Source organism: Hoylesella buccalis ATCC 35310 (assembly GCF_025151385.1).
Taxonomy (GTDB): Bacteria; Bacteroidota; Bacteroidia; order Bacteroidales; family Bacteroidaceae; genus Prevotella; species Prevotella buccalis.
In genome coordinates, this window is sequence record NZ_CP102287.1 from 2,192,015 (window position 1) to 2,216,264 (window position 24,250).

Genomic DNA, 24,250 nt, shown 5'->3' on the forward strand with positions numbered 1-24,250 from the left:
GACGATTTAGTGCAAAAATAGTGCAAGCCGAATACAAAGGGAACATGTTTCCTTTGTCAAGGCGCAGCCTATTTGATGCAAAGATAGCGCAAACCGAATACAAAGCAAACTTGTTTGTTTTGTTGAGGTGCCGCCTATCTTATGTAAAAATAGTGCAAACCGAACATAGAGAAAGTTTACTTTCTATATTGAGGTGCTGCCTATTTTATGCAAAATAACAACTTTTTTTTGACATCCCCGAAAGATTCTGGTAAGAATTTGAAAGTCAATCTTACTTTTTATAAAAAATAACATGAAAGCCGTGGCCGTTTCAAAAATAATGACTTACTTTGTACGTAAGAAGAATTAAAAACCTAATATTATGTACGGTAAAATGAAAGAACATCTTAGTCAGAGCCTCGATGCACTAAGAGAAGCAGGTCTTTACAAAGAGGAAAGAATCATTGAGAGTCCGCAAGACGCAGCCATTATGGTCAAAGGGAAGGAAGTGTTGAACTTCTGTGCCAACAACTATCTGGGACTTTCCAACCATCCGCGCCTGATTGAGGCGTCCAAGAAGATGATGGATCGCCGTGGGTTCGGCATGTCTTCCGTTCGTTTTATCTGTGGCACACAAGACATTCACAAAGAGTTGGAAGCCGCCATCAGCGAATATTTCAAGACCGAGGACACCATTCTCTACGCAGCGTGCTTTGACGCCAATGGCGGATTGTTCGGTGCATTGCTCACCGACGAAGACGCTATCATCTCGGATGCGCTCAACCACGCATCTATCATCGACGGCGTTCGGCTTTGCAAGGCCAAGCGTTATCGCTATGCCAACGGCGACATGGCCGAGCTGGAGAAATGCCTGAAAGAAGCACAGGCACAGCGTTTCCGCATCATCTGCACCGACGGCGTGTTCTCGATGGATGGCAACGTGGCACCGATGGATGAGATTTGCGACCTGGCAGAGAAGTATGATGCCTTGGTGATGGTAGACGAGAGCCACTCGGCAGGTGTGGTTGGCGCCACCGGTCACGGCGTGAGTGAGCTGAAAGACACCTACGGCCGCGTGGACATCTACACGGGAACGTTGGGCAAAGCGTTTGGCGGAGCACTCGGAGGATTCACCACCGGCCGCAAGGAAATCATCGACATGCTGCGCCAGAGCAGTCGTCCGTACCTCTTCTCCAACTCGCTTGCACCGAGCATCATCGGCGCCAGTCTGGAAGTTTTCAAGATGTTGAAAGAAGGCAACAGCCTGCACGACAAGCTGGTGGAGAACGTTACTTACTTCCGCGATAAGATGCTGGCAGCAGGATTTGACATCAAACCCACACAGAGTGCCATCTGTGCCGTGATGCTTTACGACGCACCGCTGTCACAGAAATATGCGGCAAAATTGCTCGACGAGGGCATTTACGTCACTGGCTTCTACTATCCAGTAGTACCAAAGGGCGAGGCTCGCATCCGTGTTCAGCTCTCTGCAGCACACACGCGCGAACAACTGGACAAGTGCATCAATGCCTTTATCAAGATTGGCAAGGAGCTTGACGTGCTGAAATAATATGCGTGCGACATCTAACGCACCCTGAAAAAAACAAACTTTTCTATAGAATTCAACGCTGTACGGCTATGGCTGTGCAGCGTTTTTTATGGTACGGGTCGGTCATCATAACTGGCTGATTATCAAAAGCAAAAAATCCAACTCTGAAAAAGCTATGGGATTAGGTTGCAAAAGACATGACTTTGTTGCCCAAACTCATGAACTTTGACAGCCAATCTGCATGCTATTGAAAATCAATGCCACACACTAAGAAAAAACAGCAGTGGTGACATGTCAAAAAACAGAAACTTTTTTTTGACACGCCACCACTTAAACAACATAGGAAGGATGATGCAATCTGCGGCTTTTGTGGACGCACTTACCTATCCAGTCCTCAAAAGCAATCAAGCGTCATGGCTTTCGTGGAATCTCACGGATGTAGATGTCACGATAGCTCACCTTGCTGCCGTGCGCCTGCAATTCTATCTGCTCGATAGAAGGGATGGGCTGTTTGCGATCCCAATAGTTTTCCATCACCACGTTGTTCACCACCAGTTCGCCATTTAGCCACACGGTGACCCTATCTCCTATCATCTTAATTCTGAACGTATTCCACTCGCCCACTCGTTCGTCAGCCACTTTCGAAGGTTTACTTTCGTACACCTTATTATTATAGAGTCCGCCAGATCCCACTTGCGCACCTACATGTACACGAGCCGTATCCCAAATCTGCACCTGCGGAGTGCCGCGCAGATAGATGCCCGCATCGGGTTCTTTGCCATGATGCAACTTCCAGTCGACCAGCATTTCAAAATCACCATATTGACGAACGGTGCAAAGATTGTCGCCTTTCCCCGTAAAAACAAGCACCCCATCTTCTACAACCCAACTTTTCTTGGCTTGTGCATCGGCCTTCACCTGCGCGGCAGCCAGTTCCTCACTGGACATTTGAAGTCGTTTGATGGGATTGGCTACCAAGCCCTTCCAGCCTGTCAAATCCTTTCCATTGAACAGACTGACGAAGCCAGATTTCACTTGTTTTTGCCGTGTTTGTTTGTCGATGAGCTGCCGAAGCGTTTTGGCCTTCGAACCAGATAGCAACGCACAGGCTTTTTCCACAGCGGGTTTTGTTCCCTCATCCAAGAAGTCAGGACGACTCAACACCAACTGTGAAACGGTTTGTGCGGCTGTTTTCTTGAGATACGGATGATTCAAGAAAGTGGAGGCATACAGCAGCGCCTTGTACGAACGGGTCTGGCCCAACTCTATCAAGATGGTTTTTTGTTGGCTCTTACTCTCGGTAAACTGCATGAGTTCACGCAGATACAATGTTTTTACCTCTCCATTCTTACTACAGGCAACCACCAACTTGACAGCTTGTGCAGTTGCCCGATTCTGCGTCTTGGCATCCATGCCGGCCCTCATCTCATCCAACAATCGGTACACCCCATCCAAGGAGCGGTCAAGCGTCGGATGATTTACCTGAAGATTGTTTGTGCCTGGCTGGCTGATAGCGCCGGCCTGAAGGGGAGCAAAGGAGAAGGCAAAAAAGACTGCCCATACGAAATAAAAGTTTCTCTTTCTCATGTAATAGATTTTTCTAAATAATGAATGATAGGTACGGCATCAACCATACTCATGCAAAAATAAGGATTTTGTTTGTAATATCCCGCCTGCTGCGCAAAAAGTTGCATTTCTAAATTGAGCTTACCTGCACACACAAGTTCGTCGCGGCTACAGCTTGCCTTCCTCACGATAGCTGTAGTAGCGGCCATCGGTGACGATGATGTGGTCGAGAAAGTAGATGCGCATGGTCTCGGCGGCCTGCTTCACACGCCTGGTCAGTCGGTCATCATCACTGCTGGGCGTGGTGTTGTTGCTGGGATGGTTGTGACACAAGGCCAAGACCGTGGCGTTGCAGAGCACCGCCTCGCGCATGATGACACGCACATCGACGGCCGTTTCGCTGATGCCACCATGACTGATGCGTACCGACTTGATGAGCTTGAAGTTTTGATTCATCAGCAACACCCAGGCCTCTTCCACGTCCAAATCTTGCATGCGGGGGTGCATGTAATCGTAGATGGCGGCGGCCGACCCCAAATCTTGCCGTTCTTCGGCCCGCTCCATGGCTCTTCGCTTGGCCAGTTCGCAAGCTGCCAGGATGGTGATGGCCTTGGCTGGACCGATGCCCTTGTAGCGAGTGAGTTCGTGAATGGACAGTTTGCCCAGACTATTGAGGTTGTTGTTACAGCCGTTGAGCAGGCGTTTCATTAAGTCAACAGCACTCTCATCCGTCGATCCCGACCCGATGAGAATGCCCAATAGCTCGGCGTTAGACAGCGAGGAAGCTCCCAGCCGCTCCAATTTTTCGCGCGGTCGGTCGTCTTCCGACCAATGGTTGATGGCCAGACGCATAGGAACGTCCTGCCTGTTCTCATCCTGCGGAGAACACGGGTGACTGCTGTCCTGCGGGTGGTTCATGATGGCAATTTTATCGATAGAACGTCTTGTCGAAAGCATGGAACTCACCTTTGCCGCGCAGGCAACGTTTGTACCAGGCGCTGATGAAGCCAAGACCGTAACCAAAGAGCTGGATGAAGGCGGCCCGGATGCTGAGAAATCCTATTCTCAGGCTTTCATTGCGGTAGGAAGAGTCGATTAAAATGGCCAGACAATAGATGACAAGCGGTGACAATCCACCCCAAAAGAGATACTTGCCAACGCTATGCGAACTGAAATGGTTGTTGGGTCCCGACCACAAAATCAGTCCGAAAATCATGAGGAAACACAGCAACGTCACGCCCAAGGTGAACACCGTGGGCAGCAGGTGTACCAGTTTGAGGCTCTCGGGGTGCTTCTTATAGAGGTTGACGCGGGCAATGCCGCTGTTGAACACCTGTCGGAAAAACTTGCGAAAATCAGTACGGCGCTTGTGCCACACCCACGCTTTAGGGAACAATCGGCAGGAGTAGCCGCCTTTGAAGATGCGGATGGAGAAGTCGATGTCCTCGCCAAAGCGCATTTTACTGAATCCGCCGAGCTTCAGATAGACGTCGCGCCGAACGCCCATGTTGAACGAACGGGGATAAAACTTGTCCAGTTTTTTCTTGCCACCACGAATACCTCCCGTGGTGAAAAAGGCGGTCATGGCATACGAGATGGCCTTCTGGGTGTCGCTGAACGATGGATGTGCACGGTCAGGTCCACCGAATGCGTCGGCCGGAGCAGCCTTCAGCTCCTGTTCCACCTCATAAAAATAATCGTGCGGCACCACCACATCGCTGTCCAGGATGATGAGATACTCACCCGAGGCCCGCTCAGCACCGTAGTTACGACTGTCGCCCGGGCCACCGTTTGGCTTCATGAAATACTTGATGTCCAGCAGGTTTGAATACTTCTCACACACCTTATCACAAGGACAAGATGACCCATCCTCGACAATCAGCACCTCAAAATCAGTGAATGTTTGTCGCCGCATACTCTCCAAGAGTTCATCTATCTCGTCCGGTCGGTTGTACACCGGAACTATTACGCTGTATTTCATATTTTTAGTTGACAAGTTAACGAGTTGACAAGTTGACAAGTTGATGGCTTCGATGCAGCGCACTATGGGCATCGATGCAACGTACTGCGAACGGCAGACGCGTCATCAACTATAAAGTAAAAGAGGTTACAACACCCATTCCGATGCAGTAACCTCTCGTTCTTCCCCTCTGTAAAGAGAGACTTGTATATTCTTTATAAAAGACGTTTATTCGCTCACGCGGTTCAGGTAACTGCCATCACGGGTGTCTACCTGAATCAGTTCGCCCTCATTGACGAACAGCGGAACACGTACTTCTACACCAGTCTCGAGCGTAGCCGGCTTGGTTGCGTTGGTGGCGGTATTGCCCTTAATGCCCGGTTCAGAGTGAGTGATACGCAAAACGGTCTTCACCGGCATTTCAGCCAACAGCACACTGCCGTCACTGGTGTCGGTAACAACCTCTACTACATCGCCTTCTTTCATGAAGTCACCACCCGTCACAGCGGATTTGGGCAAAGGAATCTGCTCGAAAGTTTCCTGATTCATGAAGATACAACCAGTAGCATCTTCATACAAATACTGATAAGGACGACGCTCAACACGCACATCTTCCAATTTAAAGTTGATTTGGAAAGTACGCTCCAATACACGACCATCAGAAACATTCTTCAGCTTCGTAATCATGACTGTGTTACCCTTGCCCGGCTTTCTATGCTGAAAATCGATGCAAGTCCAAATTTTTCCGTCAAGACGGATACATGTTCCGATCTTTATTTCCTGTGAATTGATCATTTGTTTGTTTATCTTGAATAATTAGTTATGTCGCTTGTAACGCTTTGTAAAACGGTGCAAAGTTACGAATAAATTGCAAAAAAGCATACTTTTTGAGCCGAAAAATAGTTTAATCCTTTGTTATTCCGAAAATAATGAGTACTTTTGCACCCCAAAGTAATCAGAAAACAATAATATAAATATCAATAACAATGAAGAGAACATTTCAGCCACACAACAGAAGAAGGGTGAACAAACACGGATTCCGTGAGAGAATGGCAACAAAGAATGGTCGTCGCGTACTGGCTTCGCGTCGTGCTCATGGCCGCAAGAAATTAACCGTTTCTGACGAACATCACGGCAAATAAGCAAGCATAGCTTATCGGGCGTGACGCCAAAAAGCAGCAAAGAATTAGGTCTTTGCTGCTTTTTGCATCTTTCAACGCTACGGTGGCGACAGTTAACCCACACTCAACGCACCAGTGGCAGCAGTTAACCAACGCTGAAAAAACAAGAACTTTTATTTTGTATTATCTGCGAATTGACCTATCTTTGCATAAAACAGGCATCGCCTCGGCAATTACAAACAAGCTTGACTGCGCTCGGCTCGCACTGTCTTTGCATAAAACAGGCTGCACCTCAGCAGTTCAAACACAGTTTGACTGCTTTCGGTTTGCGCTGTTTTTGCATAAGACAGGCATCGCCTAAGCATAGTAAACAAATTTGCTTTTTGTGCGATTTGCACTATCTTTGCACTAAGATAGGCTGCCATGAATTTGGCCATACTATATCAACAAGCCATCAAGAAAGGGAATGAAATCATCTGAATTTTTCAATAAATTTAAGAGCTTTTACCTGTGGGGGAACCTCCTGGGCATGGCCGTCGCCATTGTTTTGGTCTGTCTTGGTGTGCGATATGGCCTTGATATCTACACGCATCACGGTGAATCGATTGCTATTCCCGACGTGAAGCGAAAATCTTTCAAGGAAGCAGAGAAAATATTAAGTCAGTTAGGCTTTAAGGCTGTGGTGAGTGATACGGGATATGTGAAGACAATACCCCCCGACTGCGTGTTGGAACAAACGCCCGCAGCTGGCGACAAGGTGAAGACAGGGCGCATTATCTACCTCACTATCAACGCCTCTAAATCGCCAACCATCACCCTACCCGATGTTATTGACAACAGTTCGCTGCGTGAAGCTATGGCCAAACTCACCGCTATGGGCTTCAAAGTGGGCACACCTCAATTCATTCCAGGCGAGAAAGACTGGGTATACGGCATTCTGGTTCGAGGGAAACATGTGGTGACAGGCGACAGGATTTCCATCGAAGACACGGTGATTATCCAAGCGGGAAACGGCATGCGCGACTCAACTGACGTGATTGACTATGTAGATCCGATTTATCCTGAATATGACCCAAGCGAAGAGGATGACGTTGATGGATTTGAAGAAGTGACGGGACCAGTGACGGAAACGGAAGAAGCAACAACTCATCCACAAGAGGTCAAACCCATCAATCCGAGCAAAACGGAACCCACCGTGCCACAGAAGAAAGAACCGACGGTACCCAGGAAGACCGAACCGACCACGCCTAAATCCCCCAAATCCACTCCAAAATAAGAATAGATGGCTGAAGAAGCACAGGACATGACGTTGTTGGAAGACGATGAGGAACAGCAACTTTATGAGCATTTCCGCATCGTGGTTGACAAAGGACAGGAGCCTTTGCGGGTGGACAAATATATGTTTGAACGCCTGAAACATTCCAGTCGCAACCGTATTCAAAAGGCCGCGGATGCTGGATTCGTGCATGTAAACGACCAACCCGTGAAGAGCAACTACAAAGTTCGCCCTTTGGATGTCATCACGCTGATGCTGGATGCGCCGCAACACGACCATACCATCGAGGCCGAAGACATTCCCTTGGACATCGTGTATGAAGATACCGACCTCATGGTGGTTAACAAAGCGCCCGGCATGGTGGTGCATCCGGGTGCCGGAAACTTTCACGGAACGCTGATTAACGCCGTGGCTTGGCACCTGAAAGACTTGACTTCTTTCGACGCCAACAACCCCGCAGTGGGGCTTGTTCATCGCATCGACAAAGACACCAGCGGACTGTTGGTCATCGCCAAGACGCCTGTTGCCAAGACAAAGCTTGGACTTCAGTTCTTCAACAAGACCACTCACCGTAGCTACAACGCCTTGGTGTGGGGCAACTTCAACGAGGAGGAAGGGCGCATAGAGGGCAACATCGGGCGAGACCCAAGAGACAGGTTGCGCATGAACGTGTTTCCACCCGACAGTGAGATAGGCAAAAGCGCCGTTACACATTATCACATACTGGAGCGCTTCGGCTATGTAACGCTCGTAGAATGTATCCTGGAAACGGGAAGAACGCATCAGATACGCGCCCACATGAAACACATTGGGCACCCGCTGTTCGGCGATGAGCGATATGGTGGTACCGAAATTCTGCGCGGACAACGCAGCTCAACCTACAAAGCATTCATCCAAAACTGTTTCAAGGTGTGCAACCGACAAGCCTTGCACGCCAAGACATTGGGATTTGTACACCCCACAACAGGCCGACAAATGGACTTTACCTCCGACTTGCCCAACGACATGCAGCAGCTTCTCAACAAGTGGAGCATCTATGTTCACGGCACTAACAACGATACTTTTGAAGAATAAACAAAAATATACATCATCTATGAATGATCTGAAACGAAACATTGCCATCGTCTGCGGTGGCGATTCATCAGAATACGACGTATCCATACGTTCGGCACAAGGCCTCTATTCGTTTTTCGATAAAGAGCGATACAATGTCTACATCGTCACCATCAAGGGACAAGACTGGAACGTTTGCTTTGACAACGGCGACACAGCCAGCATCGACAAAAACGACTTCTCGTTCGTTAAAGAAGGCGAAGCCGTGCTTTTCGACTACGCCTATATCACCATTCACGGCACCCCAGGTGAGAATGGCATCATGCAAGGCTACTTTGAGCTGTTGCACATACCCTACTCTACCAGCGGTGTGTTGGTGGAAGCAATGACCTTCAATAAATACGTATTGAACAACTACCTCGCTGCATTCGGCGTCAAAGTGGCCAAAAGTATGTTGGTGAAACGTGGAGAAGAGGACCAACTCTGCGAGCAGGAGGTGCAAGACGTCCTTGGCATGCCCTGCTTTGTCAAGCCTGTTGCTGACGGTTCGAGCTTCGGCGTCACCAAAGTGAAGAACACAGACCAGCTGGCTCCGGCTTTGCGCAGGGCCTTCATGGAGAGCGACACGGCCATGATTGAGCATTACATGGATGGAACCGAACTGTCCATCGGCTGCTACAAGACCCGCGAGAAGAGCGTGGTGTTCCCTGCGACAGAGGTGGTGAGCAGCAACGAATTCTTCGATTACGACGCCAAATACAACGGACAGGTGCAGGAAATCACGCCTGCCCGCATCTCTGAGCAAACGGCCAAGGAGGTTGCTGAGCAAACAAGTAAAATCTATGACATCCTACAATGCAACGGCATCATCCGCATTGACTACATCATCACCAAGGACGAAGCGGGCCAAGACGTGGTGAACATGCTCGAGGTGAACACCACTCCGGGCATGACACCAACCAGCTTTATTCCACAACAGGTACGCGCCGCTGGCCTGAACATCACCGACGTGCTGACCGAAATCGTAGAAAATCAATTCTAACTCCCCATCATGCATATCCCATCCGAATTCGACTCCATCCGTCCCTTCGAGCCCGAAGAGCTGCCGAAAGTGTTCGATCAACTGTTGGCCGACCCACAGTTTCAGCAGGTTTTGGCCTATCTTTATCCCAACGTGCCAACGGATGCAATTGCCCAACGGCTGCATACCTGCAAGACGAACGTTGACTTTCAGAAGGCTTTCTGCTATGAATTCTTGAAGAAGCTGTTGGCGCAGAAAGCCAAGAGTTGCGACATGGATGCCACGGCCATCAGCAATAAGCGCAACTACACGTTCATCAGCAACCACCGCGACATTGTTCTCGACTCGGGACTGTTGGCAAAACTGCTGATAGACCACTGCTTTCCGACTACCTGCGAGATTGCCATTGGCGACAACCTGCTATCGCTGCCATGGGTCAAAGACCTGGTGCGGGTCAACAAGGCCTTCATCGTTGAGCGCAGTGTGTCGTTCCGAGAGATGCTCGCCACCAGCAAACGGCTCTCCGCCTACATGCACTTCGCCATCGGAGAGAAGAAAGAAAACATCTGGATTGCACAACGCGAGGGACGTGCGAAGGATTCAGACGACCGCACGGCAGAGAGCATATTGAAGATGATGGCCATGGGTGGAGAGGGCAACATCATCGACCGACTGCAACAACTGCATCTGGTTCCGCTGGCCATCTCGTACGAATACGACCCCTGCGACTACCTCAAAGCGGCCGAGTTTCAACTGAAGCGCGACAATCCTGACTGGCAAAAAGGACCGCAAGACGACATCGTGAGCATGCAAACGGGCATCATGGGCTACAAGGGGCACATCCACTATCACTGTGCACCCTGCATAGACGATTACCTCGGCACACTGGATGCCAACATGCCGAAGGCTGATTTGTACCGCATGATAGCCGCGCACATCGACCAAGAGATACACCGTAACTACCGCATCTATCCCAATAACTACGTCGCCTACGACCTGTTGGAAGGGAACAGCGCCGCATCGAGCCACTACACCCCGCAGGACAAAGCTGCATTTGAGCAATATCTGTCGGACCAACTCGCCAAGATAGACATCCCCAACAAGGATGATGCCTACTTGAGAGAGCGCATGCTGACGATGTATGCTAATCCCCTAAAAAATCATTTGGCCGCATGTTGAGATTCTCCGTCCTCGCCTTGAGCGTTATAAGCCTGTTGGCAGCCTGCACCATCGACCCCTACGAAGCAGGCGACGGACAGTACTCGTACCTCAAAGCCGAGATGGCAGACATGCACACCGCAGCCAAATGCAAGGTAGATTACGCCGTGACGGACACCGATGAGAAGCTCACATTCAATCCACCCTTCAGCTGTCATTGGGCCACCACGCCCGACAGCACCTACCGAGCCATGCTCTATTATAAAAAATCACCTGACAAAACGGAAGGTAACACATGCGTCAAGGTGTGGGTGTTGCACCCCATGAAACCATCAAAAAACACCCCCACCGACCCCGTAAAGCTGCAAAGCAGCTGGCTGAGCCAAAACAAAAAGTACATCAACCTGCGCTTGGGCGTGATGTCTGGAAAGCCCGATGACGAGAAACAGAAGCAAAAAATTGGCATCGTGCTCAACAAGCGAGTGACACACGCCAATGGCAAAAAGGCCATCGACCTACAGCTGTTGCACAACCGCAACCACGTTCCTTCATATTACACCAATACCCTTTACATCAGTATTCCCACAGCTTCCTACAAAACTGGCGATTCCATCCGCCTCAAAGTAAATACCTACCAGGGCATGGTGGAGAAAACTTTTGTTTTGTAGGCTGTCGATGCACCCTCTTTTCAAAGGAGTTATAATAGCCACTGCCAATCAAAGGCTTTCGGTTTTCATACATTATTTCCCCAAAATCTCATTCTCTGCCGCGAAAAGCGAACCGCTCCTTGCATTCAATCCAAGTCCGCATAGTTTCTTGTCTGGCTTGCTTTACTGTCTGATCTACCATAATATATAAGCTACAAACCGCATTTCTTACAAACCCTATATACGGTATAATCTTGTAAGAAACGCTATATTATTCTTAGTGTCCCATTCGTGAGGTATCAACTTCCTTAACTTTCTTTTCCTTGTAACCGCCGAACTTATAGACAACAGCAAAAGTAACTGTCGACCAATTGTTGTTAAGTTTCATACGATAGTCTTGGTTGCCTTGTACGGAACGAGTGTCGTATTTGTAGTTGAAGATGTTGTTGCCATTGAGGCGCAGCCCCCATTTTCCATCGTTTGACGACCATTGCAGTTTGGCATTCATTCGGAAGATGGGACTGATGTCGTAAACGCCCTGTATTGCTTTCGACTGAAAGAAAGGATTCAGAATAAGGCGCAAGTCCTGTGTTTTGCAAAGTTTTACCGATGCGGTACCACCAAGTATGGCAGAAAGTTTCTTGCGATTGAATGGCAAGTCGAAGAAATGGCTACTCTTTTCGTGTCTATAAGTTCCTACGGCAAACACGTTTCCGTTGAGCCATTTGCCTGCACTGAAGATGGCAGAGGCCTGCAATCCGAAGCTATTTGAATAATCGAAGTTGGTTTCTTTCATGATGACAGCCACTCGGTCTGCTGTCTGATAAGGCAACTGCACGGAATAATCTGGCTTCAGACTTGCGAAAGCCATCAGCGTATAACGTTTTTTTATCTGCCACATCAGGTTGACATTATAATAGGAGTATGGTTTCAAATCGGGATTGCCATGTACCTCTGTGTAGGTGGATGAGTAAAACACATTGCTCATGGTTGACCAATAGCTCGGAAACACTGAATTGGAATTGAAGGAGAGGTTGAGCAAATGGTTGTCGTTGATGCTCCACAAAGCATTGAGCGTAGGATAGATGCGCCATTTATCCCACATCGGAGAGTGGTATTGCTCGGCAGCAACGGAAGCCTCAAAACTGATTGCCTTGTTGACCTGTTTGCTGAAACCTGCATACATGTTCCATATCCGCTCATTGATGTCAACGCTGCTGGTCGCATTGGGCAAGATGTTTCCCTTCTTATCGAGGGTGCTCTGATAGCTCTTGTTGCTCGCAAACTGTCCTTTCACGCCATACGACAACCCCCATCCATGCGCCAATGAATGGGTTTGGTCCGCCGTAAACATCCATTTGTTGATGGTCTGCTCACTGCCACTTGTCAGGTTGCGTTTTGTTTCTGTCGTATTTGCATTCACCTGCATCGTGCCGTCAAGCCATTGTTGCTGCGGCGTGCGATAGTAGGTGTACGAGCCGCCAAGGGTGAGTCCGAAAGGAAGTGAGTAGTTGACATCCACATTATGCAAGTACGCATGACTGTCAAGGTGCGTTCTGCTTACACTCAAACCTGTCGTTTGGTTGTTGGAGCTGGCCTTTTTCCAATTTCCGGTATAGGCAATGTCGAGACGATGATTCTTGCTGAACGCATAATTCATACCCAATCGGTAGTCGTGTGTGATGCCAAACGACTTCTGCCAAGTTTCGTCATAATAGTTTACACGTTTGCTGCCCAAAGGATGATTGGCTATGTGCGAAGCCTCACGGTATGAATTGCCGTTAACGTATTGATATTGCGCATCCAGTCCAAACTTGCCTCTTTGCATGGAAAGGGCAAGATTACCAAAGCCAGTTGAATATTTGCTTTGCTGCAATCCACCAACCATCTGTCCCGACAACCGATTGGTGCCGGCATAATCTTTCGTAACAATGTTGATAGCCATGCCACGAACATGATAGCGAGCTGGGGCAGACAACATCACCTCGGCCTTTGCCAACTGTGCGGCAGGCATCGCTTTCAGTCGTTCTGCCAGCTGTTCTTGCGTCAACGTAGTGGCTTGTCCATTGATAATCAGCGTCACCGCATTGCCCAAGAGGGAGATACTACCAGTGGCATCGCTGACACCGGGAATGCGTGTGAGGGCCTCGTAAGCGTTGTCGGCAGGCAACTGCTTCAACAGCAACGGCATATTGTACAATAGCATACCACGCTCTGCCTTGACGATGGGGCGCGAGCCCTTTACCATTACTTCAGGAAGATTGTGCATCATGGATTCCATGGTGAGTGAATCCTTTGAACTTTGCACTTGTGCATGAATGGATAAGGTGGATACTAAGATACATCCCAAGAAAAACATTCTACATCTCATTTGCTGCTGATTTTGATTGAGTTTGACTGATTCGACTAATGTATTCAGCGCAAATTTATAAAATAAAATCATGAATCCCCAAAAAACTTGTATATAAGTGGCAATGATAGCATTACCAACAGAAGCATCAAGGAAAAGGCACAGCGCTTTGGGGGGATAATCCTATGATGAAGAAAGAGGCCTTTCCATCGATTAGCAGTGCCGATGTTCGTTCTGTGAAAGAGAGTTGGCAAGCACCTATAATTCGTTGACTATTTTTACCAATTTTCACCCTAAAAACAGCTCTTCAAAACTTTCAATCTAGAAAAAATCAATAGGCTGGCAGGAGGTAAACAGGAAGTAATTGGGACAAGAAATTCGGCTATTTACCATCAAAAGCATGCCTTAACCTGATTAAAGACATCACTTTGGCAGACAATCTACAGGCTGTTGGCCCGCTAAGGCATGCATATTGCCCGTTTAAATCAATGCTTTTGTCTACAAAATGCGTAAGGTATGAGAGCCAACTATCAATAAAATACCATAACACCCTATTTATCAACGAGATACAAAAGCCGTTTATCCTTAGTGTATTTTCGTCCAGACGCAAGGTTGTTTGCAAATACGCCCAGCATAAAGAGGCACGTTGTCAAGAAAAATCATACATACGGACACTCATCATTCTCATCCGGTCAACGTGAATAAAGCGTAAACTTAAAAGGGGATACACCATTTGACATATCCCCTTTAACTTGTTTTTATATCGAAGAAAGTTATTTTTCTGATACCAATCGCATGGTGTCGCGTGCGATGACAATCTCTTCATCGGTAGGAATCACACAAACGGTGACCTTGGAATCTGGCGCAGAGATGATGGCTTCCTTGCCACGAACCTTGTTGGCTTCGGCATCCATCTTCACACCCAAGAACTCTAATCCACTGCAAGCCTCGAGGCGAGTACCTATCTGATTCTCGCCTACGCCAGCCGTCCACACGATGATATCAACGCCACCCATAACAGCAGCGTAGGCACCAATGTATTTCTTAATGCGGTAGTTATACATCTTCAGTGCCAACAGAGCCTTCTCATTGCCCTCTTCGGCTGCTGATTCTATCTCGCGCATGTCTGATGAGATGCCGGTAATACCGAGCACACCACTCTCCTTATTCAGAAAGTCGGCCATCTCTTGAGGCTTCTTGCCTAACTTCTCCATGAGATAGGTAACAGCAGATGGGTCGATGTCGCCCGAACGCGAGCCCATCATCACACCAGCCAAGGGGGTCAATCCCATGGAGGTATCGATGCACTTGCCGCCCTTGATGGCTGTAACACTGGCACCATTGCCGATGTGGCAGGTGATGATGCGCATGTCCTTGATGTCCTTACCTAAGAATTCGCACACACGTTGTGACACATATTTGTGACTGGTGCCATGGAAGCCGTAACGGCGTACATGATATTTTTTGTACAGTTCGTATGGCACTGCATAGAGGTAAGCATAATCGGGCATGGTGCTATGGAACGCATTGTCGAACACACACACCTGTGGTGTGGTGGGCATGAGTGCATCCACGGCACGCAAGCCACGAAGATGACCCGCATTGTGTACGGGAGCCAAATCGCACAGGCTCTCGATTCCGTCTTCCACATGCTTATCTACAATCACGCTATCCTCGAACAGGTCACCGCCTTGCACGATACGATGCCCTACGGCATCAATCTCGTTTAATGACTTGATAGCCCCAATCTCGGGGTCGGTGAGCAAAGAGAATACGAAGTTCACGCCTTCTTTGTGGTCGGGCATGTCGTGCATGATTTTCTTTTTCTCGCCATTGGGCAATGTTACTTTCACAAAGGCCTCATCGAGACCAATACGTTCTACACCTCCCTGAGCCAACACTGACTCATCGGTCATGTTGTAGAGTTTATACTTGATAGAGCTGCTTCCGCAGTTTAATACTAAGATGTTCATTTGTAAGTTTATGAATTAAAGAGCCTCTCCCCCTGCCCCCTCCCCAAAAGGGAGGGGAGTAGGTGGCTTGGCATGTATTATTTTTTCTTCGTTAAAGCCCCTCCCCCTGCCCCTCCCCGAAAGGGAGAGGAGTAGGTGGCTTGGCATGTATTATTTTTTCTTTGTTAAAGCCTCTCCCCTTGCCCCCCCAAAAGAGAGGGGAGTAGTTAGCTGTATGATGTTGAATTATGTTGTAGAACTATCAACTTGTGAGCTTATCAATTAAACCAACTATCTATTCCCCTCCCTTTCGGGGAGGGGTTAAGGGGTGGGGCTGTAACTTGTAAACTATATCACCTCTACTCCTCTTTCTTGGCATCTTGTGCCTGGCAAGCGGTGATGGCCACCATATAATAGATATCATCTACCGAGCAACCACGGCTAAGGTCGTTCACTGGGCGTGCAATTCCTTGCAAGATAGGACCTATGGCAATGGCATTGCCCAAACGCTGCACCAGCTTGTAGCTAATGTTTCCTACTTCCAAATTGGGAACCACCAATACGTTGGCATTGCCAGCGATAGCACTTCCCGGTGCTTTCTTTTGTCCTACCGACATCACCAAAGCGGCATCGGCTTGTAACTCGCCATCGATTTTGAGTTGTGGTGCACGCTGCTTTGCCAATTTTGTAGCTTCTGCCACTTTCGCAACGACCTCATGAGAGGCACTTCCCTTGGTGGAGAAACTCAACATGGCTACGCGTGGTTCTTTAAAACCTGCCACACTCTTGGCCGTCGCTGCCGTGGTAACGGCAATTTGAGCTAACTGATCTACATCGGGAACAGGGGTAACTGCCACGTCACCCATAACCACTACACCATTTTCGCCATACTCCTTTGCCTGCGTAATCAACAGCATGGCACCACTCACGCAAGTGACACCGGGCGCACACTTGATGATTTGCAATGCAGGGCGCAACGTATCTCCCGTAGTACTCAAGGCACCACTAATCTGTCCATCAGCACCTTCGGTCTTGATAATCATACAGCCCAAGTATAAAGGATTCTTCACCAACTCACGTGCTTGCTCAAGGGTCATGCCCTTTTTCTTGCGCAGTTCGGCTAACAGTGTAGCATATTCTTCACTCTTGGGATTGTTTTCAGGGTCAATGATGGTAGCCTTGTCGATATTCTTCAGCGCTCGCGCTTCTGCCATTTTGTGAATCTCCGTTGGGTTACCAATCAAGATGATGTCTGCAATGTCGTCGGCCAATACACGGTCAGCGGCACGTAGCGTTCGCTCCTCCAATGCTTCGGGGAGCACAATACGTTGTTTGTCGGCTTTTGCTCGCTCAACAATTTGCTGTAATAAATCCATGATGTTGTTATTTATATTTTGATTTGTGTCATGATAGCGGCATCCACATGCCTTCAACCCACGGTGGACATCAAAGCAAAAAGAAAGATTTAACTCGTTGACATCCACCCTGTATTGCAATTGCAAAAATAACAAATATTATCGACATGTGGAATGAAACGCCCATAAAAATACCAAACATCGCAAAAAGGACTGTATTCCACGAAAGAATACAGTCCTCAATTTGTATTTGAATCTACTTGATTAGGTCGTCCATCTCTTTATAACAACAACGCTATAGCAGGACGTTGCCCTATTAAGGATTTTGCTTCAAGTTAGGATTAGCATTGATTTCCTTTACAGGAAGTTGATGCAAGAAATCCTTATGGTCTGTTGCCATTTTCTTTTGTGCAGAAGCCTTGTGGTTAGAAAGAACTTCAACTTCCTTGCCGTCCTTACCTTTCACTTTGTAACCCTTGGTGCGGTCAATGGTTTCCTTCCAACGTTTCATATCAAACCAGTTGGTACCTTCGCCCCAAAGTTCTATACGACGTTGGAAACGAACTTCCTTGCGAAGTGCGTCTTGTGTAGCAGGAGCCTCGAAAGCAGGGTTGCGTTTTTTAGCAAAAGCGTTAAGCTCTGCCTGTGCTTCGCTTAATTTGTTCTGTTCAACCAATGCTTCTATTTCGAGCAAGATAGGATCTTGAACGCGAATAAAGCAATAATCTTGTTCCATACCAGCCTCACCAGCGATAAACTTCACCTGCTCAAAATCATCGAGATCATCCTTTGAACTCATTTCTGGATTGTGTGTTTGGGCAAGCATAGAAGAGACTACATCAGGATATTCCTCCTTATTGATCCAAAGTTTTCTACGTGAGTCGGTCTTCGGAATCTGGTTGTACAGATAGTTGTAAATCAGTTTTGTTTTTCCACCGGCTGCATATCCACGAGCCAAGAAATGGTCCATGTGGCTCCAGTAAGATGCCCACAGCGTAGAGTTTTGTGAGTTGATGTCATATCCCCACAAGATATCAGCCTGACCAATATCCCATCCACGAGCAGGCTCCGTCACCTTATCAGAACCACCTTCGGCAGCAATCTTGGCATAAGTTTCCACATTCGCCCAATCTTCCATTTGTGCATAAGCCTTAGCCAAGTAAGCAGCAGCCACGGCACGGTCGACATCTGTGCGAACACCTGTGATCTTACAGTTCTTAACAGCAAAGGTCAAGTCCTCAATAATCTGCTTATACACCTCTTGTACGGTGGCACGAGGCAGATTCTGGTCGGTCGATTTCAACGCCAAAGGCACGCCCAAAGCAGCTTCGTGTCCTTTGTACGTATGCTGATAGAAGTTAACCAAGTGGAAATAAGCAATGCCACGAAGAGCCAAAGCCTCACCTTTTGCAGCCAACACTCCAGGGTCGGTTGATTCTTGTGCAAAGTAAGTTTCCAAGTGCAGATTCACCTTTGCAATGATTTCATAGAATTGTCCCCATGTAGAACGGGTACGGCGATAATTCTCCATACGGTTATCGATTTGGTAATCAAACTGGAACCAGTTCCAGTTTTGATAAGCCACATCCTCACACATCATATCAGTAGCTATCTGGAATGCTTTCAAACCGAAATCATCATGAGACGAATAAAAATCTTGGAAAATCGTATAGATCTTCGCAATGGCAGCTTTTGCAACCCCTGTCTGTGTCTCGGGATTAGCAATCAATTCGTCATGTCGCTGCTGAGTTTCATATTCTGAAACCTCAGGATCGAGATTGCACCCTACGATACCGAACGTGAAAGCGAGTGCAGCTGCAACTTTTATATAATTTTTCATATTTCTTATGTTTTATAATCGTTTATAAAGCTGTTTCTTATAAATTCAGGTTGATACCAAACGAGAGTGCGCGAACTGCACTGTTTACACTATAATCTTGTGCACCGTTGAGAGCAATACGTGGGTCAAGTCCCTTTCTCTTTGACCACAGCCCCAAGTTGTCGGCTGCAAAGTATAGACGAAGTCCCTGGATTTTAGCCTTGCTCAATACACTCTTTGGCAATGAGTAGCCAAATGTAAGGTTATTCAAGCTGAGATAAGAGCCATCAATGAGGAAACGGTCAGAAGCCTGATTAAGACTTTGGTTCTCCGTATGCAAACGTGGAATATCGGTGTTGGTGTTCTCTGGTGTCCAGTGGTTCAAAATATCCTTGTGCCAGTTCGAGCCTAACGAACCTGCTGACATTAATTGACGATAACTGCCATCGTAAACCTTTCCACCCACTCTATAAGAGAATTGAATTGAGAAGTCGAACCCATAGGCTGCTGCGTTCGCATAGAAACCTCCTGCTATTTTTGGCAAAGCAGAACCTACAAACTGTCTGTCTTTTAACGAGCTGCTGTAATCTTTGCTGCCAACTTTCTCAAACTGTTCTGTTTTCTTATTCCAGCACCAGTACATTTGGTCACCATTCTCTGGATTGACACCTGCCGATTTCACCATATAGTAGTCGAAGATACCACCTTGCTCTTTCAAGATACGGAAACCTTTGGAGATACCGTCTTCTCTAAACTGTTCGGGCAATTCGGTAATCTTGTTTGTGTATGTAGTACCATTCACACCTACATTAACATTGACATTTCGATCGTTGTACACATTAGATGAAAGGTTGAATTCAAAACCTGTATTTACCATTTTACCGAAGTTCACTGGTTCAGAATCGAATCCTGTCGTTGAAGAGATAGGAAGATTGAAGAGCATATCGGATGTACGACGGCTAAAGAAGTCGAGTTCACCAGCAATCAAACCTTTCCATAACGAGAATTCCAAACCAACGTCAAAGTTGTTGTTCTTTTCCCAAGTAATGTTTTCGTTACCTTTATAAGCAGGTCCGTAAACACTTTCGGTACCCGTAGAGGCAATACGGTAAAGGTTGGTATACGGAGTATAAGCACGCAAAGGAGGATTCGTATTTGGCAAGTACAGATAATCGTTACCCTGTACACCGTAGCTGACACGCAGCTTCAGGTTTTGGATAGCATCAACGTCTTTCAAGAAGTCTTCCTGATTGATGCGCCAAGATCCACCCAAGCTCCAGAATGTACCCCAGCGATGATCGGGATGGAATACGGAAGAACCATCACGACGCAAAGAAGCAGAAGCGTAGTATTTGTCCATGTAGTCGGCTGTAACCTGTCCGAAGTAGCCTTCTACCTTGTATTCGCGGCCATAAGAGTCTAAGTCGGAAATGGTAGCACCTGAACGGAATTCTGGCAATGTAGGATCGAGCAACCCTTTCTTCTCACCATTTAAGAAGTTGGTTTTTTCATTATAGTTTTCATGTCCCAGCATCACATGTACACCAAAGTCATTGAAGGTCTTGTCCCATTTCAATATTTGGTTCCAGTTCAATGACACAGTTTGGTTCACTTCTTTATTAAGAATACCACCGTAAGCCTGTCCATCACCAACAAGTGGGTTCATCATGTTGGTCCAACGCCACCAGTTACCATTAAATGTAGCCGTAGAGCTAAACTTAAAGTTGTAAGGCAGTTTAACGTCTACGCGTGCGTTTTGCGTGAGGTAGTAGTTAACGTTTTTCGTAATGTTAAGTTCGGTCTGTCGAATCAAGTTCATACCTCCAGCATACTGTCGTGCCTGAGAATCGTCATAAACCATCTCTCCATGAGCGTCACGCAAAATCTTACCATCCTTATCATGCTTGTAAATAGGATAGATAGGCGCAATCATACGGCTCCACATAAACAAGTTGCCAAAGTTGTTCTCTTCATAGCTAACGGGATTTTGTGCAGTAGTCTTAGCAAATTGCGAAGAAGCCCCAATGCGCAACCAGTCGGTAATATCCGAATCGTATGACATACGAGTAGTCAAACGCTCAAATTTAGTCTTCATGCTGAAGCCACGATCATTCAAGTAACCTACAGAGAAATACACCTTCGACTTAGCCGAACCCTTGGTAACGCTCAGGTTATATTCTTCGCGCGTCTTGGGTTCGTACAATGTACCCATCCAATCATTGAAGTTGGCAGCATCTTCGTAACGAATTGGCGCTGTGGTCAGATTACCATTTTCGTCAACTACCTTGTTGTCAGGTGTACTATACACATTATACCCTAACGCATCAATCAAATTTGCCGAAGCCCATTGTCCAGGGTTTTTCTGTGGTTTTTCAGCATAAGTAACCGAGTTTTTAAGTCCTTCCCAAGTAAGTTTGTAATACGTACCAGGGTCACTAATAATGTCATATTCAGGCACTGCACGCTGATTGGTACCAATGCGGGCATCGAAAGACACCTGAACTCTTCCCTTGTCACCACTCTTGGTGGTAATCATGATAACACCATTGGCACCACGTGCACCATACAAGGCAGCAGAGGCAGCATCTTTCAAAACGTTGATGCTCTCGATATCCTTGGTGTTAATAGCGTTAATCTCGCCACTGTAAGGAGCACCATCGAGAATAATCAATGGTGAACTGGAAGCGTTCAACGAACCAATACCACGAATACGCATCACTGTTGACTCACCTGCACGTCCTGAAGGAGATGTTACGGATAGACCAGCAACCATTCCTTCCAAAGCCTTAGAAGCATCGGCAGCCTGCACCTTCTCCAATTTCTTAGAGTCTACATTCGTTGCAGAACCTGTGTAGGTAGATTTCTTCACCGTACCGTAAGCTACAACGATTACTTCATCGAGCTTACTGTCATCGCTCACCAATCTAACGGTCATGTTGTTGGTTGCAACAACTGTTTGAGTCACCATTCCAATGTAAGAAATCATGAGTTTTGCACCACTTGGCACACTTAAGGTAAACTTACCCTCAATGTTAGTAGCGGTACCATTTTTGGTTCCTTGAACTACAACGGAGGCTCCAATAACAGGCTGACCATCTTCCGCTGAAATCACAGTACCGTTAATCTGTGTTTGTGCCATTGCCATACCTATACTTAGGAACAGGCAAGCGAGAAACAGTGTTAGTCTTTTTTTCATAAAAATTTCTCCTTTCAATCGCTAATTTAACATATTGTTTATTATTAATGGTTTGTTCAGTAGTATTAAAGTAGCTCTTAGCGATAGATATTTATACAAGTTTCATTCTTCTTCTGCCAATTTACATTTCAGTCTGTAAACATAAATCTGACTCAGCGAAACATTCCGTGATATCACATCCTTCAGGCTAACAATTTACAAATATAGGTGAATTGTGCGAAAAGTAAAAAAAAATGAGTTAATAGTTGTAGTTTTTAACACATTTTAGCAAACAAAGATTAAAATAACCTATCTCTGACACTGCCTTTACCGAGTAAGTACGGTACAGCTAAATCGGGTGGATGGGGCACACCAGCCCCATAGGGCATGCTCAAGTAGAAGAATCTATTCCATAAAATATTCTTACATATATCAACAGATACACCAAGTTCAGGGATACATATTGATATATGAACAATATTTGTCAAGCAGATTTTCTAACGGCAAATCACCTTTTGCAAAGCGCTCTGCATCCAAAGACTGCAATCTTTCACGCACAGGCGTATTTCCTTTATATGTTGCTGTTAGAACATAAAATCCGTCTTGCTCTTCGATAGCCACATCCGAAAAATATTCAGAGATATCATCCGAGCTATACCGAATGGAATAACTTGGACGCTTGGCACCTGGAAAATCCTCACGTAGAATACCTTTTGCCACCAAATCCTGTATGTCACGAATGGCGGTGTCCTTAGAACATTTGGCAAGTGAAGCCCACATTTTAGAGGTTATCTTTGCTTCATAGCCATCCAAGAAAAGATTTAGCACATCCTTCTGGCGCTGACTGAACGCCACGGATGAAGCATTTTGCCAAAAAAGACTCTTGTTCAAAATCGTATTCACATTCACCTTAGCCTCGTCAAGCGCTTTAGACAGCGTGTTGGCATACCATAAAATCCACTCAGTAACATCTCCGTCACCATTCTGTGTTTTCTTCAAAATCTCATAGTACCGATGCTTATCCTTATTGATTTGAGATGATATGTTATAGAAACGAAATTCGCTTTTGTCGGCACGAGCCAACAACATGTCCGATAATATACGTGCCAAGCGCCCGTTGCCGTCTTCAAAAGGATGAATGCTGACAAACCACAGATGCGCTATGGCCGAACGAATCGTGGAACTTACTGGCTCATCTTCATTAAACCAGTGAAGAAACTTCTCCATTTCTCCCTCCACTCGCTCTGGAGCCGGCGCGACGTAATGCACTTTCTCTCGGCCAAAGATACCAGACACAATGTGTTCTTCATGGGTGCGGTATCTTCCCACCTCAATCTTAAAACCCTCGCTAAAGCCTGTCGGGAAAAACGCCGCTTGCCAAGAACACAATTTTTCTTTGGTCAATGGTTGGTCAACATGATACAAGGCATCGAGCATGACCGCCACAACAGAATCTACATAATGAGAAGGTGCCGTCTGCCTGACATTCTCCAGTCCCAGCTTTCGAGCGACTGATGAACGCACCTCGTCCGCATTCAGACGAATGCCCTCTATCTCTGAAGAAAACACCACGTCATTTGTCAGGTTTTCGGCCATGGCTTTCAGTTTGCTGTCAAAGCCAAGCGAGTACAACCTGCCATACAGTAAACCTTGCTTTCGATTCACCTCTTCAAGGACAGCCGTAAGTTTGAGTGCATCCCATCTAAACGCTGTCCAATCTTCTCTTTCGTGGATATACATATTTTATTAAGTTGTGAATGCAACCTAAATCGCGCAATAACGTCGCAATATTTGCGACAAATATATGTTTTTTTTGTCGCATTTACAAGTAGGGAGCACGAAATAGTACCATTTTTTTGCAGATTTTTTAGTGTTATCTTGATTGGGTACAATTGGCCAACGTCGTAGGGGCGTGATTTATCACGGTCCGCACACCCGCACGTCCCGCCATTTTACCAACAACGTGGCGGAGCGTGATGAATCACGCCCCTACGATGCTACAGTACAAACACAGCGGAGTTTTTTTGGCCCGCAATAGGCTGCCGGTTCAATCTCATTGACTTTACCGTCCAAACTCAATGCTATTGGAGGTCAAAGTCTATGCAATTGGAGGGGAAAGTCAATGCTATTGCAACTGATTGAAATACAGAGAGAAACAGATACCCAAGACCCGAAAGACGGAGAGGTCTTGAAATGTTCCAAATGTAAAATGGAGTGAGGAAAGGAACCTTTCCCTGGTTGGAATTCTACAGAGGACTGTCGGCGCACG

General features: G+C 46.9%; 17 protein-coding genes. 7 read left to right on the top strand and 10 right to left on the bottom strand.

The window, feature by feature from the left end; translation table 11 throughout:
- The first annotated feature begins 361 nt into the window (after positions 1–361).
- Positions 362–1,549, top strand: a complete 1,188-nt coding sequence (kbl, locus tag NQ518_RS09135; protein ID WP_004351083.1) for a glycine C-acetyltransferase — start codon at positions 362–364, stop codon at positions 1,547–1,549.
- Between the two features lie 390 nt (positions 1,550–1,939).
- On the opposite strand, the gene NQ518_RS09140 is transcribed toward kbl, so the two are convergent.
- From NQ518_RS09140 to efp, 4 genes are all read right to left on the bottom strand, one after another.
- Positions 1,940–3,115 carry a 3-keto-disaccharide hydrolase gene (locus NQ518_RS09140; RefSeq protein WP_227207139.1) on the bottom strand — a complete coding sequence of 392 codons (1,176 nt, stop codon included), beginning with the start codon at positions 3,113–3,115 and terminating at the stop codon, positions 1,940–1,942.
- A gap of 147 nt (positions 3,116–3,262) precedes the next feature.
- A complete protein-coding gene (gene radC / locus NQ518_RS09145; RefSeq protein ID WP_227207163.1) occupies positions 3,263–3,946 on the bottom strand; it encodes a RadC family protein in 684 nt (227 codons plus the stop codon).
- Positions 3,947–4,022: 76 nt separating this feature from the next.
- Positions 4,023–5,075 carry a glycosyltransferase family 2 protein gene (locus tag NQ518_RS09150; protein ID WP_227207137.1) on the bottom strand — a complete coding sequence of 351 codons (1,053 nt, stop codon included), beginning with the start codon at positions 5,073–5,075 and terminating at the stop codon, positions 4,023–4,025.
- 207 nt (positions 5,076–5,282) lie between these two features.
- Positions 5,283–5,849, bottom strand: a complete 567-nt coding sequence (gene efp / locus NQ518_RS09155; protein ID WP_227962215.1) for an elongation factor P — start codon at positions 5,847–5,849, stop codon at positions 5,283–5,285.
- A gap of 191 nt (positions 5,850–6,040) precedes the next feature.
- Between efp and rpmH the strand changes: the two genes are divergently transcribed.
- The 6 genes from rpmH (at position 6,041) to NQ518_RS09185 (ending at position 11,351) form a co-directional block, all read left to right on the top strand.
- Positions 6,041–6,196, top strand: a complete 156-nt coding sequence (rpmH, locus tag NQ518_RS09160) for a 50S ribosomal protein L34 (RefSeq protein ID WP_004351099.1) — start codon at positions 6,041–6,043, stop codon at positions 6,194–6,196.
- Positions 6,197–6,641: 445 nt separating this feature from the next.
- The gene (locus tag NQ518_RS09165; protein WP_227962209.1) at positions 6,642–7,451 is read left to right on the top strand and encodes a PASTA domain-containing protein; all 810 of its coding nucleotides are present in this window, start codon (positions 6,642–6,644) and stop codon (positions 7,449–7,451) included.
- Between the two features lie 6 nt (positions 7,452–7,457).
- Positions 7,458–8,525, top strand: coding sequence for an RluA family pseudouridine synthase (locus tag NQ518_RS09170; RefSeq protein ID WP_227962207.1), 1,068 nt, complete (start codon positions 7,458–7,460; stop codon positions 8,523–8,525).
- A gap of 19 nt (positions 8,526–8,544) precedes the next feature.
- Entirely contained in the window at positions 8,545–9,546 is a 1,002-nt protein-coding gene (locus tag NQ518_RS09175) for a D-alanine--D-alanine ligase (RefSeq protein ID WP_227962205.1), read from the top strand.
- A gap of 9 nt (positions 9,547–9,555) precedes the next feature.
- Positions 9,556–10,704, top strand: coding sequence for a 1-acyl-sn-glycerol-3-phosphate acyltransferase (locus NQ518_RS09180; protein ID WP_227962203.1), 1,149 nt, complete (start codon positions 9,556–9,558; stop codon positions 10,702–10,704).
- A complete protein-coding gene (locus NQ518_RS09185) occupies positions 10,698–11,351 on the top strand; it encodes a NigD1/NigD2 family lipoprotein (RefSeq protein ID WP_227962201.1) in 654 nt (217 codons plus the stop codon). The genes NQ518_RS09180 and NQ518_RS09185 overlap by 7 nt, the downstream gene beginning before the upstream one ends.
- 256 nt (positions 11,352–11,607) lie before the next feature.
- Here the strand turns inward: NQ518_RS09185 and NQ518_RS09190 are convergent, their stop codons facing one another.
- From NQ518_RS09190 to NQ518_RS09215, 6 genes are all read right to left on the bottom strand, one after another.
- Positions 11,608–13,701, bottom strand: coding sequence for an outer membrane beta-barrel family protein (locus NQ518_RS09190; RefSeq protein WP_227962199.1), 2,094 nt, complete (start codon positions 13,699–13,701; stop codon positions 11,608–11,610).
- Positions 13,702–14,453: 752 nt separating this feature from the next.
- The gene (locus NQ518_RS09195; RefSeq protein WP_227962197.1) at positions 14,454–15,653 is read right to left on the bottom strand and encodes an acetate kinase; all 1,200 of its coding nucleotides are present in this window, start codon (positions 15,651–15,653) and stop codon (positions 14,454–14,456) included.
- 338 nt (positions 15,654–15,991) lie between these two features.
- Positions 15,992–17,008 (bottom strand): phosphate acetyltransferase, encoded by a 1,017-nt coding sequence (gene pta / locus NQ518_RS09200; RefSeq protein WP_227962196.1) that lies wholly within the window; start codon positions 17,006–17,008, stop codon positions 15,992–15,994.
- Between the two features lie 295 nt (positions 17,009–17,303).
- Entirely contained in the window at positions 17,304–18,827 is a 1,524-nt protein-coding gene (locus NQ518_RS09205) for a RagB/SusD family nutrient uptake outer membrane protein (protein ID WP_227962194.1), read from the bottom strand.
- Positions 18,828–18,864: 37 nt separating this feature from the next.
- Positions 18,865–22,002, bottom strand: coding sequence for a SusC/RagA family TonB-linked outer membrane protein (locus tag NQ518_RS09210; RefSeq protein ID WP_227962192.1), 3,138 nt, complete (start codon positions 22,000–22,002; stop codon positions 18,865–18,867).
- A 429-nt stretch (positions 22,003–22,431) separates the two neighbouring features.
- Positions 22,432–23,721, bottom strand: a complete 1,290-nt coding sequence (locus NQ518_RS09215; RefSeq protein WP_227962190.1) for a Fic family protein — start codon at positions 23,719–23,721, stop codon at positions 22,432–22,434.
- Positions 23,722–24,250 lie beyond the last annotated feature (529 nt).

Coding starts and splice junctions, on each gene's coding strand:
- kbl (WP_004351083.1), top strand. CDS start 362: ATGTACGGTAAAATGAAAGAACATCTTAGTCAGAGCCTCGATGCACTA.
- NQ518_RS09140 (WP_227207139.1), bottom strand. CDS start 3,115: ATGAGAAAGAGAAACTTTTATTTCGTATGGGCAGTCTTTTTTGCCTTC.
- radC (WP_227207163.1), bottom strand. CDS start 3,946: ATGCGTCTGGCCATCAACCATTGGTCGGAAGACGACCGACCGCGCGAA.
- NQ518_RS09150 (WP_227207137.1), bottom strand. CDS start 5,075: ATGAAATACAGCGTAATAGTTCCGGTGTACAACCGACCGGACGAGATA.
- efp (WP_227962215.1), bottom strand. CDS start 5,849: ATGATCAATTCACAGGAAATAAAGATCGGAACATGTATCCGTCTTGAC.
- rpmH (WP_004351099.1), top strand. CDS start 6,041: ATGAAGAGAACATTTCAGCCACACAACAGAAGAAGGGTGAACAAACAC.
- NQ518_RS09165 (WP_227962209.1), top strand. CDS start 6,642: ATGAAATCATCTGAATTTTTCAATAAATTTAAGAGCTTTTACCTGTGG.
- NQ518_RS09170 (WP_227962207.1), top strand. CDS start 7,458: ATGGCTGAAGAAGCACAGGACATGACGTTGTTGGAAGACGATGAGGAA.
- NQ518_RS09175 (WP_227962205.1), top strand. CDS start 8,545: ATGAATGATCTGAAACGAAACATTGCCATCGTCTGCGGTGGCGATTCA.
- NQ518_RS09180 (WP_227962203.1), top strand. CDS start 9,556: ATGCATATCCCATCCGAATTCGACTCCATCCGTCCCTTCGAGCCCGAA.
- NQ518_RS09185 (WP_227962201.1), top strand. CDS start 10,698: ATGTTGAGATTCTCCGTCCTCGCCTTGAGCGTTATAAGCCTGTTGGCA.
- NQ518_RS09190 (WP_227962199.1), bottom strand. CDS start 13,701: ATGAGATGTAGAATGTTTTTCTTGGGATGTATCTTAGTATCCACCTTA.
- NQ518_RS09195 (WP_227962197.1), bottom strand. CDS start 15,653: ATGAACATCTTAGTATTAAACTGCGGAAGCAGCTCTATCAAGTATAAA.
- pta (WP_227962196.1), bottom strand. CDS start 17,008: ATGGATTTATTACAGCAAATTGTTGAGCGAGCAAAAGCCGACAAACAA.
- NQ518_RS09205 (WP_227962194.1), bottom strand. CDS start 18,827: ATGAAAAATTATATAAAAGTTGCAGCTGCACTCGCTTTCACGTTCGGT.
- NQ518_RS09210 (WP_227962192.1), bottom strand. CDS start 22,002: ATGAAAAAAAGACTAACACTGTTTCTCGCTTGCCTGTTCCTAAGTATA.
- NQ518_RS09215 (WP_227962190.1), bottom strand. CDS start 23,721: ATGTATATCCACGAAAGAGAAGATTGGACAGCGTTTAGATGGGATGCA.